The 12,918-nt window shown below is 59.0% G+C and carries 12 protein-coding genes; 10 read left to right on the plus strand and 2 right to left on the minus strand.

The window, feature by feature from the left end; genetic code table 11:
- Positions 1-8: 8 nt before the first annotated feature.
- The 6 genes from odhB to PspCFBP13509_RS25320 all read left to right on the plus strand — a co-directional run bounded on the left by odhB (position 9) and on the right by PspCFBP13509_RS25320 (position 7,633).
- Positions 9-1,232, plus strand: a complete 1,224-nt coding sequence (odhB, locus tag PspCFBP13509_RS25295; RefSeq protein ID WP_065924489.1) for a 2-oxoglutarate dehydrogenase complex dihydrolipoyllysine-residue succinyltransferase — start codon at positions 9-11, stop codon at positions 1,230-1,232.
- A gap of 101 nt (positions 1,233-1,333) precedes the next feature.
- A complete protein-coding gene (gene lpdA, locus PspCFBP13509_RS25300) occupies positions 1,334-2,770 on the plus strand; it encodes a dihydrolipoyl dehydrogenase (RefSeq protein WP_065924490.1) in 1,437 nt (478 codons plus the stop codon).
- Between the two features lie 204 nt (positions 2,771-2,974).
- Positions 2,975-4,141 (plus strand): ADP-forming succinate--CoA ligase subunit beta, encoded by a 1,167-nt coding sequence (sucC, locus tag PspCFBP13509_RS25305; RefSeq protein WP_003233235.1) that lies wholly within the window; start codon positions 2,975-2,977, stop codon positions 4,139-4,141.
- Entirely contained in the window at positions 4,141-5,022 is an 882-nt protein-coding gene (gene sucD / locus PspCFBP13509_RS25310) for a succinate--CoA ligase subunit alpha (RefSeq protein WP_003172813.1), read from the plus strand. The genes sucC and sucD overlap by 1 nt, the downstream gene beginning before the upstream one ends.
- 416 nt (positions 5,023-5,438) lie before the next feature.
- On the plus strand, positions 5,439-6,752 hold the full coding sequence (gene brnQ / locus PspCFBP13509_RS25315; RefSeq protein ID WP_065924491.1) for a branched-chain amino acid transport system II carrier protein: 1,314 nt from the start codon (positions 5,439-5,441) through the stop codon (positions 6,750-6,752).
- Between the two features lie 143 nt (positions 6,753-6,895).
- A complete protein-coding gene (locus PspCFBP13509_RS25320) occupies positions 6,896-7,633 on the plus strand; it encodes a DUF599 domain-containing protein (protein WP_027607062.1) in 738 nt (245 codons plus the stop codon).
- 96 nt (positions 7,634-7,729) lie between these two features.
- On the opposite strand, the gene PspCFBP13509_RS25325 is transcribed toward PspCFBP13509_RS25320, so the two are convergent.
- Positions 7,730-7,981 (minus strand): hypothetical protein, encoded by a 252-nt coding sequence (locus PspCFBP13509_RS25325; RefSeq protein WP_010211724.1) that lies wholly within the window; start codon positions 7,979-7,981, stop codon positions 7,730-7,732.
- Positions 7,982-8,139: 158 nt separating this feature from the next.
- Here PspCFBP13509_RS25325 and PspCFBP13509_RS25330 point away from each other — a divergent pair, with 158 nt between their 5' ends.
- From PspCFBP13509_RS25330 to PspCFBP13509_RS25350, 4 genes are all read left to right on the plus strand, one after another.
- Positions 8,140-8,616 (plus strand): PaaI family thioesterase, encoded by a 477-nt coding sequence (locus PspCFBP13509_RS25330; protein ID WP_137212851.1) that lies wholly within the window; start codon positions 8,140-8,142, stop codon positions 8,614-8,616.
- Positions 8,613-9,065, plus strand: a complete 453-nt coding sequence (locus PspCFBP13509_RS25335; protein ID WP_065924493.1) for a PaaI family thioesterase — start codon at positions 8,613-8,615, stop codon at positions 9,063-9,065. Before PspCFBP13509_RS25330 ends, PspCFBP13509_RS25335 begins: the two co-directional genes overlap by 4 nt.
- Before the next feature lie 89 nt (positions 9,066-9,154).
- On the plus strand, positions 9,155-11,059 hold the full coding sequence (gene htpG, locus PspCFBP13509_RS25340; protein WP_137212852.1) for a molecular chaperone HtpG: 1,905 nt from the start codon (positions 9,155-9,157) through the stop codon (positions 11,057-11,059).
- A 179-nt stretch (positions 11,060-11,238) separates the two neighbouring features.
- Positions 11,239-11,967 (plus strand): dienelactone hydrolase family protein, encoded by a 729-nt coding sequence (locus PspCFBP13509_RS25350; protein ID WP_065924495.1) that lies wholly within the window; start codon positions 11,239-11,241, stop codon positions 11,965-11,967.
- 46 nt (positions 11,968-12,013) lie between these two features.
- On the opposite strand, the gene PspCFBP13509_RS25355 is transcribed toward PspCFBP13509_RS25350, so the two are convergent.
- Entirely contained in the window at positions 12,014-12,880 is an 867-nt protein-coding gene (locus tag PspCFBP13509_RS25355; protein ID WP_137212854.1) for a pirin family protein, read from the minus strand.
- Positions 12,881-12,918: the final 38 nt, after the last annotated feature.

Consider the following 12,918-nt stretch of genomic DNA (forward strand, 5'->3'; position numbering starts at 1 on the left):
CACAGATAATGGCTATCGAAATCAAAGCCCCGTCATTCCCGGAATCGGTTGCCGATGGCACCGTTGCCACCTGGCACAAGAAACCAGGTGAGGCCGTCAAGCGTGACGACCTGATCGTCGACATCGAGACCGACAAAGTCGTGCTGGAAGTGTTGGCCGAAGCTGACGGCGTGCTGGGCGCAATCGTTGCCGAAGAGGGCGCTACAGTTCTGTCGAACCAGGTACTCGGCTCGATCGAAGAGGGCAGCGCTGCCGCTGCTCCTGCTGCCGCTGCTGCACCGGCCGCTGCCTCGGCACCTGCTGCCGCTCCGGCTGCGGGTGGCGAAGATCCAATCGCTGCACCGGCTGCTCGCCAGTTGGCCGAAGAAAACGGCATCAACCTGGCTTCCATCAAAGGCACCGGCAAAGACGGCCGTGTGACCAAGGAAGATGTGGTAGCTGCTGTTGAAGCCAAGAAAAACGCTCCGGCTGCCGCGCCTGCCAAGGCTGCTGCCCCGGCTGCCGCTGCGCCTGTGTTCGCTGCCGGCGACCGCACCGAGAAGCGTGTACCGATGACCCGCGTGCGTGCCACCGTGGCCAAGCGCCTGGTTGAAGCACAGTCGAACATGGCGATGCTGACCACTTTCAACGAAGTCGACATGACCGAAGTCATGGCCCTGCGTTCGAAGTACAAGGATCTGTTCGAGAAGTCCCACAACGGCGTGCGCCTGGGCTTCATGTCGTTCTTCGTGAAAGCGGCCACCGAAGCGCTGAAACGCTTCCCGGCAGTCAACGCTTCCATCGACGGCGGCGACATCGTTTACCACGGTTATGCAGACGTCGGCGTTGCCGTGTCCAGCGACCGTGGCCTGGTGGTTCCGGTCCTGCGTAACGCCGAACTGATGAGCCTGGCCGAAATCGAAGGCGGCATCGCCGGCTTCGGCAAGAAAGCCCGTGACGGCAAGCTGACCATCGACGAGATGACCGGTGGTACCTTCACCATCACCAACGGTGGTACCTTCGGTTCGATGATGTCGACGCCGATCGTTAACCCGCCACAAGCCGCGATCCTGGGCATGCACAACATCATCCAGCGTCCGATGGCCATCAACGGCCAAGTCGTGATCCGCCCAATGATGTACCTGGCGCTGTCTTACGATCACCGCCTGATCGATGGTAAAGAAGCCGTGACTTTCCTGGTGACCATCAAGAACCTGCTGGAAGACCCGGCTCGTCTGCTGCTGGATATCTGATAGAAGCAGCTGCAGGTCTCAAGTGACAGATTGCCGGATAAGGCAGTTGGGCTTGGGGCTTGCGGCTTGAAAGCTTGCTGCTAAATAGAGGAACTATTTTCATGTCGCAGAAATTTGACGTTGTAGTGATTGGTGCGGGTCCTGGCGGCTACGTTGCCGCCATCAAGGCCGCACAACTGGGCCTCTCGACTGCTTGCATTGAAAAATACACCGACAAGGAAGGCAAACTGGCACTGGGCGGTACTTGCCTGAACGTCGGTTGCATTCCTTCCAAGGCGCTGCTGGACAGCTCCTGGAAATTCCACGAAGCCCAGGACGGCTTCGCGATCCACGGCATCAACCATGCCGGCGTGACCATGGACGTGCCAGCAATGGTCGGCCGTAAAGCCAACATCGTTAAAGGCCTGACTTCCGGCGTTGCGACCTTGTTCAAGGCCAACGGCGTGACTTCCCTGCAAGGCCACGGCAAACTGCTGGCCGGCAAGAAAGTTGAAATCACCAAGCCGGACGGCTCGGTAGAAATCATCGAAGCCGAGAACGTGATCCTGGCCCCAGGTTCGCGTCCAATCGACATTCCACCGGCTCCGGTTGACCAGAACGTGATCGTTGATTCGACCGGCGCCCTGGAATTCCAGGCCGTGCCTAAGCGCCTGGGCGTGATCGGCGCTGGCGTCATCGGCCTGGAACTGGGTTCGGTCTGGTCCCGCCTGGGTTCCGAAGTGACCGTGCTGGAAGCCCTGGACACGTTCCTGCTGGCTGCCGACACCGCGGTGTCCAAAGAAGCGCTGAAAACCCTGACCAAACAAGGTCTGGACATCAAGCTGGGCGCTCGCGTGACCGGCTCTAAGGTCAATGGCGAAGAAGTCGTCGTGACCTACACCGACAAGGATGGCGAACAGACCATCACGTTCGACAAGCTGATCGTGGCCGTTGGTCGCCGTCCAGTGACCACCGACCTGCTGGCTTCCGACAGCGGCGTGAACATCGACGAGCGTGGCTTCATCCACGTTGACGATCACTGCGCTACCACCGTTCCGGGCGTCTACGCCATTGGCGACGTGGTTCGCGGCATGATGCTCGCGCACAAGGCTTCCGAAGAAGGCATCATGGTTGTCGAGCGCATCAAGGGTCACAAGACCCAGATGAACTACGACCTGATCCCATCGGTTATCTACACCCACCCGGAAATTGCATGGGTCGGCAAGAACGAACAGCAGTTGAAAGCTGAAGGCGTTGAAGTTAACGTCGGCACCTTCCCGTTCGCCGCTTCTGGCCGTGCCATGGCAGCCAACGACACCGGTGGTTTTGTCAAAGTCATCGCTGATGCCAAGACTGACCGCGTATTGGGCGTCCACGTGATTGGCCCAGGCGCAGCAGAACTGGTTCAGCAGGGCGCGATCGGTATGGAATTCGGCACCAGTGCCGAGGACATCGGCATGATGGTCTTCTCCCATCCGACCCTGTCCGAAGCGCTGCACGAAGCCGCGTTGGCAGTGAATGGCCATGCCATCCACATCGCCAACAAGAAGAAGCGCTAAGCGAGATAATAAGAAACCACGGCGGAGTTGCCCGTCGTGAGCCTTGCGCGCAAGACTCACCGCGGAATATCCGCTGGACGCAGTCTTGCGCAGCTTTACGGGCCTTGAGCCCCGCAAGTTGCGCAAGCAGCAGTCACAGGTGGCGCGGCACTCATAATGAGCGCAGCGCCGAATGCGCAGTACCTAACGAAGACGGTAAAAAGCATGAATCTTCACGAGTATCAGGGTAAGCAGCTGTTCGCTGAATACGGCCTGCCAGTTTCCAAGGGCTACGCAGTAGACACCCCGGAAGCAGCAGCAGAAGCTTGCGACAAAATCGGCGGCACCGAGTGGGTTGTCAAAGCCCAGGTCCACGCTGGTGGTCGCGGTAAAGCGGGCGGCGTTAAGCTGGTTCGCAGCAAAGAAGACGCCAAGGCCTTCGCACAGCAGTGGCTGGGCAAGCGTCTGGTGACTTACCAGACTGATGCCAATGGCCAGCCAGTCACCAAGATCCTGGTTGAATCGTGCACTGATATCGCTAAAGAGCTGTACCTGGGCGCTGTCGTTGACCGTTCGAGCCGTCGCATCGTGTTCATGGCTTCCACCGAAGGTGGCGTGGACATCGAGAAGATCGCTCACGAAACCCCAGAAAAAATTCTGAAAGCCACTATCGACCCACTGGTTGGCGCCCAGCCATTCCAGGGTCGCGAGCTGGCTTTCCAGCTGGGCCTGGAAGGCAAGCAAGTTGCCCAGTTCGCCAAGATCTTCGTAGGTCTGGCCAAACTGTTCCAGGATCACGATCTGGCCCTGCTGGAAGTGAACCCGCTGGTGATCAAGGCTGACGGCGATCTGCACTGCCTCGACGCCAAGATCAACATCGACGCCAACGCCATGTACCGTCAGCCTAAGCTGAAGACTTTCCACGATCCGTCGCAAGACGATCCGCGCGAAGCGCACGCTGCCAAGTTCGAACTGAACTACGTAGCCCTGGAAGGTAACATCGGTTGCATGGTCAACGGTGCCGGCCTGGCCATGGGTACCATGGACATCGTCAACCTGCATGGCGGCAAACCAGCCAACTTCCTCGACGTGGGCGGTGGTGCTACCAAGGAACGCGTAACCGAAGCCTTCAAGATCATCCTGTCCGACTCCAACGTCGCTGCAGTACTGGTCAACATCTTCGGCGGCATCGTTCGTTGCGACATGATTGCCGAAGGCATCATCGGCGCAGTGAAAGAAGTCGGCGTTAAAATCCCGGTTGTTGTTCGCCTTGAAGGCAACAACGCTGAACTGGGCGCTAAAGTACTGGCAGAAAGCGGTTTGAACATCATCGCGGCTACCAGCCTGACCGACGCTGCTCAACAAGTTGTCAAAGCTGCGGAGGGCAAATAATGAGCGTCCTGATCAATAAAGACACCAAAGTTATCTGCCAGGGTATTACCGGTTCGCAAGGTAGTTTCCACACCCAGCAAGCCATCGAATACGGCACCAAGATGGTTGGCGGCGTAACCCCGGGCAAAGGCGGCACCGAGCACCTGGGCCTGCCAGTGTTCAACACCGTGAAAGACGCTGTAGCTGCCACTGGCGCCACCGCCAGCGTGATCTACGTTCCAGCTCCTTTCTGCAAGGACTCGATCCTGGAAGCGGCATTCGGCGGCATCAAGCTGATCGTGTGCATCACCGAAGGCATTCCTACCCTGGACATGCTGGACGCTAAAGTTAAGTGCGACGAGCTGGGCGTAGTCCTGATCGGCCCTAACTGCCCAGGCGTGATCACTCCAGGCGAATGCAAGATCGGCATCATGCCAGGTCACATTCACTTGCCAGGTAAAGTCGGTATCGTTTCCCGTTCCGGCACCCTGACCTACGAAGCTGTGAAGCAAACTACTGACGCCGGTTTCGGTCAGTCGACTTGCGTCGGCATCGGCGGTGACCCGATCCCGGGCTCCAACTTCATCGATATCCTGAAGCTGTTCCAGGAAGACCCGAAGACCGAAGCGATCGTGATGATCGGTGAGATCGGCGGTTCGGCTGAAGAAGAAGCGGCTGCCTACATCAAGGCACACGTGACCAAGCCGGTTGTTTCCTACATCGCTGGTGTGACTGCCCCTGCGGGCAAGCGCATGGGCCATGCTGGCGCAATCATCTCTGGCGGCAAAGGCACTGCAGACGAGAAATTCGCTGCACTGCAAGACGCAGGCGTTAAAACCGTGCGTTCGCTGGCAGACATCGGCAAGGCCTTGGCCGAGCTGACCGGTTGGGCTGTCAAGTAAGCCTCGCGCTTAGCTGACGCTTTACCAGCAAAGGCCACCTTCGGGTGGCCTTTGTGCATTCTGCAGATTGTTGACGATTCAAATGTGGGAGGGGGCTTGCCCCGATTGCAGTGCATCAGCCAGCTGATGTGGGACTGACGCACCGCTATCGGGAGCAAGCCCCCTCCCACAATTTTGTTTGTATTGCCAAATTAAGTATGAAAACGCGACATCGAGATGTCGCTTATCGGACAGTGCGCCCCGCAACAGTGCGTTTGTCAGGCTAATTCTGTACCCTAGCCGCCTCTTTATGCGTCCGCCTCCCAAAAGGAAGCTGCGCGCTAGACCGGTCGGTGCCCATAAGGGCCGGCAGCATTTCCCTCATCCATAGGGAATCCCTCTCTAAATTCCGATTCAGTAGTGTGGTATTTCCTCAAATGAAAGTGTTGAAAAGCCAGGACATCCTGGCGTTGGGCTTCATGACCTTCGCCCTGTTCGTGGGCGCCGGCAACATCATCTTCCCGCCTATCGTTGGTTTGCAGTCCGGGCCTCATGTCTGGATGGCGGCGCTGGGCTTCCTGATCACCGCCGTTGGCCTGCCGGTGGTCACCGTGATCGCCCTGGCCAAGGTCGGTGGCGGCATGGACGCGCTGAGCAGCCCGATCGGCAAGATCGCCGGTGGCCTGCTCGCGGCGGCGGCGTATCTGGCGGTAGGGCCGCTGTTCGCCACCCCGCGTACCGCGACCGTGTCGTTTGAAGTGGGCCTGGCGCCGCTGACCGGCGAAAGCCCGCTGGCGCTGTTCCTCTACAGCTCGGTGTATTTCCTGGTGGTGTTCTTTGTCTCCCTGTACCCAGGCCGACTGCTGGACACCGTGGGTCGCTTCCTGGCGCCGCTGAAGATCATCGCCCTGGCCATCCTCGGCATTGCCGCGTTTGCCCTGCCGGCAGGTGAGGTGGGTGTCGCCACCCCGGAATACGTCGCCGCACCGTTTTCCCAGGGCTTTATCAATGGCTACCTGACCATGGATACCCTGGGGGCGCTGGTGTTTGGCATTGTGATCGTCAATGCGATCCGTTCCCGTGGTGTCGAATCGCCCAAGCTGATCACCCGCTACGCGATCATTGCCGGGTTGATTGCCGGCGTCGGTTTGGCGCTGGTGTATGTCAGCCTGTTCCGCCTCGGGTCGGGCAGCCATGAAGTCGCTGCCGGCGCTGCCAATGGCGCCGCAGTGCTGCACGCTTATGTTCAGCACACCTTCGGTTCCCTGGGCAGTGGGTTCCTGGCTGTATTGATCTCCCTGGCATGCCTGGTCACTGCCGTCGGCCTGACCTGCGCATGTGCCGAGTACTTCAGCAAAATCCTGCCGCTGTCCTACAAGACCCTGGTAGTGATCCTGGCGCTGTTCTCGCTGTTCGTGTCGAACCTTGGCCTGACCAAGCTGATTGCGTTCTCGATCCCGGTACTCACCGCGATCTACCCGCCGTGCATCGTGCTGGTGGCCTTGAGCTTCTGCAAAGACTTCTGGCAGGAACAGGGCCGTATCGTCGGGCCGGTGATGCTGGTGTCGTTCATCTTTGGTTGCATCGACGCGCTCAAGGGCGCAGGCCTGGCAGGCTGGATGCCTTCGCAGCTGGCGAACCTGCCGCTGAGCGAGCAAGGCCTGGCGTGGCTGGTGCCGTCGGTGATGACGCTGGTTGTGGCGGTCGTCATTGATCGCATGCTGGGTAAGCGCAGCGAAGCCATCGCATAACAAGCGGGTTTCATGCAGTACGGAAATGCCTCGTATCAATCGATACGGGGCATTTTTTTTGAGCGCAAGGCAGTGTCTTTTTCTTTGCGCTAACGTCGAACAGACGCAAAAAGTTTCTCAATCTTCTTTCTGCAAGGACCCGCATGTCGTTCGTCGAAGCCAATCAGATCCACCTGCTTGCCGCCCTCTGGTTCATCCTGTGCTGGGGCGGCTACACCCGTTATGCCACCTGGAAAGCCCGAGACACCGCGTGCCTGGCCAGCGTGCTGCATTTGTATCGCGAGGACTGGATGCGCCGCATGCTGCTGCGTGACAACCGCATCGCCGATGCCAGCGTGATCGGCAACCTGGAGCGTAATGCCTCATTCTTCGCCTCCAGCACCTTGATCATCCTCGCCGGCATTCTCACGGTGCTGGGGGCTTCCGAGCGGGCGGTGTCATTGCTGGCGGACATACCCATGGTGCAGCAGGCCTCCCAGGGCATGTCGGAGATCAAGCTGCTCTGCCTGGCGCTGGTCTTCGTGTATGCCTTCTTCACCTTCAGTTGGTGCATGCGCCAGTACAACTTTGCCGCGGTGCTGGTCGGGTCGGCACCGATGATCGGTGAACGGCATGTGTCGGAGCAGGAGCGCAAGGCGTTTGCCCTGCGTGCGGCGCGGGTGATCTCCATGGCCGCCAACCAGTTCAACTTTGGCCTGCGTTCTTATTACTTCGGCATGACCATGCTGGCGTGGTTCGTCAGCCCCTGGTTGTTCATGTTGATGAGTGCCGGGGTGGTGTTTGTGTTGTATCGCCGGGAGTTTCATTCCGACGTACTGCAAGTGATGGTGTATACGCAGACGGATACACCGATGCCTGAGCCCGCCAAAGAGGAGATTTAATGCGTGACGCGCTGAGTTAAAACAACAGGCAAAGTAAAGCCCGCTCTATAAGCGGGCTTTCTTTTTATTGCAGCGAAGCTATTTCATGCAGCGGTATCAGGAACCGGTGGCAGGAGTAGCTGGTGCTGCTTCTTTTGCGGCGGCTTCGTTCGATTCAGCCTGAGCTTTGGCAGCATCGGCGTTTTCTTTCGCAGCGTCGTTCACTTTATCCTGAGCTTTCGCCATGTCTTTTTGAGCTTGCTCAGAATGCGCTGCGGCATCTTGGGCTTTGTCTTCGGATTTCTTGTCGCAAGCAGCGAGACCGAGGGCAGCGGCCAACATCATGGAAATAGCTAAAGTCTTACGCATGGGGTGTTTCTCCTTAGTGAAGATATCTACTGGCCTTTCGAGCATGGCCGTTCAGCATTAGTTCCTTTTATTCCACAGATATATAAACAACGACCTCAAAGGAACTTTCGCCCGCACCGTCTATTTCGCCCATCAACACTAATAAGAGTCTGCAACGAATGACCGAAAATCCCTTGTTAGAGCGCGCGACGCGCTTTGTCTCGGCCTTGCGCCATTGTCAGGTGCTGGGTATCAGCGTTCATCATGCCAGCGAGGAGGGCATCACGTTGGCCATGCCTTACGCCCCGCAGTTGGTGGGTGACCCCCAGACCGGCGTGATCCATGGTGGCGCTTTGATATCCTTGATGGACACTGCCTGCGGCATGGCCACCCTGTGTGTCCTGCCGGAGTTCGAGGTGTGCCCGACCCTGGACCTGCGTGTCGACTATATGCATCCCGCCGAGCCGCATAAGCCGGTATATGGTTTCGCCCAATGCTACCGGGTGACCACCGATGTGATCTTCACCCGTGGTTTTGCCTACCAGGACGATCCGCAACAACCCATCGCCCATGTGGTGGGCACTTTCATGCGCATGGGCAAGCGTCTCAAGGGCACCCACGGGTTGGCGCGCGCGATCAAGGGAGAGCAGGCATGACCCATCGATTCAAGACCCGCCTGGAACAGGCTCATCAGCGCGGCAACTACGAGGCGCTGCTGGACCTGATCCCCTACGCCAAACTGATCGGTATCGAATGCACCCGGCTGGGGGATGAATTGCTGTTTCGCCTGCCGGCCCACAAGGACAATATTGGTAACCCCATATTGCCGGCGCTTCACGGCGGGGTGATTGCCGGCTTCATGGAACTGGCAGCGGCGTTGCACCTGCTGGTGTTTACCGGAGCGCCGGGCCTCCCGAAAATCATCGATTTCTCCCTCGATTACCTGCGCGCCGGCCAGTTTCGCGACACTTACGCCAAATGCCAGGTATGGCGCCAGGGCCGACGGGTGGCGAATGTGGCGATCACCGCCTGGCAAACCACCGCCGCCGAGCCCATCGCCACCGCCCGTGCGCATTTCAAGATCGAGGACGTGGTCCGCCCTTGAAATCCTGCTCTTAGCCCCCAACTTTGATGACAACCCGCCGCCAACCCTTCAGGGCGCGGCCACTGCCATCCAATTGGAGTTTGATGACCATGAGTGTGGAAACTCAAAAGGAAACCCTGGGCTTCCAGACCGAGGTGAAGCAACTGCTGCACCTCATGATCCATTCGCTGTATTCCAACAAGGAAATCTTCCTTCGCGAATTGATCTCGAACGCCTCTGACGCTGTCGACAAATTACGTTTCGAAGCCCTGTCCAAGCCTGAACTGCTGGAAGGCGGCGCGGAACTGAAAATCCGTGTGAGCTTCGACAAAGACGCCAATACCGTCACCCTCGAAGATAACGGTATCGGCATGAGCCGTGACGATGCGATCACCCACCTGGGGACCATCGCCAAATCCGGCACCGCCGACTTCATGAAAAACCTGTCTGGCGACCAGAAGAAAGATTCGCACCTGATCGGCCAGTTCGGTGTGGGCTTCTACTCGGCCTTCATCGTGGCCGACAAGGTTGAAGTGTTCAGCCGTCGTGCCGGCCTTGACGCCAGCGAAGGCGTGCACTGGGCTTCCAAGGGCGAGGGCGAATTTGAAATCGCCACCATCGACAAGGCTGACCGTGGTACCCGCATCGTCCTGCACCTCAAATCCGGTGAAGACGAGTTCGCCGACGGCTGGCGCCTGCGCAATATCATCAAGAAGTACTCCGACCATATTGCCTTGCCGATCGAGCTGCCGAAAGAACAAGCGGCTGCCGAAGGTGAAGAGAAGCCTGCCCAGGAATGGGAAACCGTCAACCGCGCCAGTGCCCTGTGGACCCGTCCGCGTACCGAGATCAAGGACGAGGAATACCAGGAGTTCTACAAGCATATCGGCCACGACTACGAAAACCCGCTGAGCTGGAGCCATAACAAGGTCGAAGGCAAGCTGGAATACAGCTCGCTGCTCTACGTGCCGGCCCGTGCGCCGTTCGACCTGTACCAGCGTGAAGCGCCAAAAGGCCTGAAGCTCTACGTGCAGCGCGTGTTCGTGATGGACCAGGCGGAGTCGTTCCTGCCGCTGTACCTGCGCTTTATCAAGGGTGTGGTCGACTCCAATGACCTGTCGCTGAACGTGTCGCGGGAAATCCTGCAAAAAGACCCGATCATCGATTCCATGAAGTCGGCGCTGACCAAGCGCGTACTCGACATGCTGGAAAAACTGGCGAAGAACGAGCCAGAGCAATACAAGGGTTTCTGGAAAAACTTCGGCCAGGTCATGAAAGAAGGCCCGGCGGAAGATTTTGCCAACAAGGAAAAAATCGCCGGTCTGCTGCGCTTTGCTTCCACCCAGGGCGAAGAGGGCGAGCAGGTGGTGTCCCTGGCCGAGTACCTGGCACGTGCCAAGGAAGGCCAGGACAAGATTTACTACCTGACCGGCGAAACCTACGCACAGGTCAAGAACAGCCCGCACCTGGAAGTCTTCCGTAAGAAAGGCATCGAAGTGCTGCTGCTGACCGACCGTATCGATGAGTGGCTGATGAGCTACCTCAACGAGTTCGACGGCAAATCCTTTGTCGACGTGGCCCGTGGCGACCTGGACCTGGGTAACCTGGACTCCGAGGAAGAGAAGAAAGAAGCCGAGGAGGTCGCCAAGGCCAAAGAAGGCCTGGTTGAGCGGATCAAGGCGTCCCTGGGCGATGCCGTCAGCGAAGTGCGGGTTTCCCACCGTCTGACCGATTCCCCGGCGATCCTGGCCATCGGCGAGCAGGACCTGGGCATGCAGATGCGCCAGATCCTCGAAGCCAGCGGCCAGAAGGTCCCGGACTCCAAGCCGATCTTCGAATTCAACCCGGCTCACCCGTTGATCGAGAAACTCGACGGCGAGCAGAGCGAAGAGCGCTTTGGCGACCTGTCCCACATCCTTTTCGACCAGGCGGCCCTGGCCGCTGGCGACAGCCTCAAGGACCCGGCCGCCTACGTGCGCCGACTGAACAAGCTGTTGGTTGAACTGTCGGTTTGATACCGTTGTAGAAAAACCCGCTTCGGCGGGTTTTTTCGTTTGTAGGAGCGAGCTTGCTCGCGAAAAAACTGCGGGCGGCGCTGGGTGTCAGGTTGCCCGCGTGATCGTTGAGGTTCTTCGCGAGCAAGCTCGCACCTACAGCCTATTTCCGTTCTAGTGATCTTCAACTGGAGAAAATGATGAGCCAAGTCACTGTGCGTTCCGTGGTCTATCAGATTGATGGCCAGTCTTATGAAAGCCGCCTGGCGTTCGATGCCAGCCAAAAGAACCCGCTGCCCGGCCTGCTGATGGCGCCGAACTGGATGGGGGTGAGTGCGGGTGCCGAGGAGATCGCCAAGAGCGTTGCCGCCAAGGGCTACGTGGTGCTGATCGCCGACCTCTACGGGCAAACCGTGCGCCCGTCGAATGGCGATGAAGCCGGCGCCGCAATGATGCCGTTGAAGAATGATCGCCCGTTGCTGAACAAACGCATGCAGGCTGCCCTTGAGCAGCTGCAGGGCCAGACCGAAGCGGCAGTGGACACCTCGAAGCTGGCCACCTTTGGTTTCTGCTTCGGCGGTTGCTGCTCCCTGGAGCTGGCACGTACCGGTGCGCCATTGAAGGCTGCCGTATCGTTCCACGGCACCCTCGACACGCCGAACCCGGCAGACGCGAAAAACATCAAGGGTCCAGTGCTGGTACTGCACGGTGCTTCCGACCCGTTGGTGCCGAAAGAGCAACTGCCGGCGTTCGAAGATGAAATGAACGCGGCCGGCGTGGATTGGCAATTGCTGAGTTACGGCGGTGCGGTGCATTCCTTCACTGACCCGGATGCCAATGTGCCGGGCAAGATGATGTATGACGCCAAGACCGCTGCACGGGCGTTCCGGTCGATGCATAACTTGCTGGATGAAGTGTTCAAGGGCTGAATCTTCAGCGCCTGTTCCGGCGTCATCGGGGGCTTGCCCCCGATAGCTATCTCACCGGCAACTCAATTCTTTCAGTTTCACCCGGCACCGTCGGCCAATCCCCAGCGGCCCAGCGCTGCCTGGCCTGCTCGATCTTCAACGGATCGCTCGCGACAAAATTCCAATTGATCCGCCGTGGCCCATCCAGCGGTGCTCCGCCAAACACCACCAACTGGCAATCGCTCTCGGCGAACAGGGTCATTGCCTGCCCGGCCGGCAATACCACCAGGCTGTGCACCTCAAGCCGCTCACCCTCCAACTGGGCTTCACCCTCCAGCACATACACCGCGCGTTCCTCGTGCTCGTCAGGAATCAGCAGGGTCGTGGCCGTTTGCATGTGTACATCTGCATACAACGTAGGCGACAGCACCGGCACCGGTGATTTGAGGCAGAAGCCACTGCCGGCGATCAGGCGAATCCGCACGCCCAGATTGTCACTCACCGGCAGGCTCGCTGCAGGGTGATGGCTGTAGTGTCCCGGCCCCGCTTCGTGGTCCTTGGGCGACGCCAGCCACACTTGCAGGCCATGCATGCTGAAACCGTGGGCCTTGAGTGCCTCGGGTGTGCGCTCGACATGGGCGATTGCACCGCCTGCAGTCATCCAGCTGACATCGCCGGCCTCTACCACTTGATCCGACCCCAGGCTGTCCTTGTGCTGCAGTGCGCCTTTGAACAGATAGGTGAGGGTGGACAGGCCGATATGCGGGTGCTGGCGGATGTTCATGCCGCTGCCCGGTGCATAGCGGGTCGGCAGCATATGGTCGAAAAACACAAAGGGCCCGACGCTGCGACATTCCCGCGAGGGCAGCGGGCGCAGGATCGGCTGGCCTTCGACATCTTCGGGGCGTGGGCGGATCACGGTGAGGGTGGTCATGGTGCGTCCCAGTCTGAGCGGGTTGTAGGGTAATGAGC

Origin of the sequence: Pseudomonas sp. CFBP13509, from assembly GCF_005233485.1 — a bacterium.
Classification (GTDB): Bacteria; Pseudomonadota; Gammaproteobacteria; order Pseudomonadales; family Pseudomonadaceae; genus Aquipseudomonas; species Aquipseudomonas marginalis.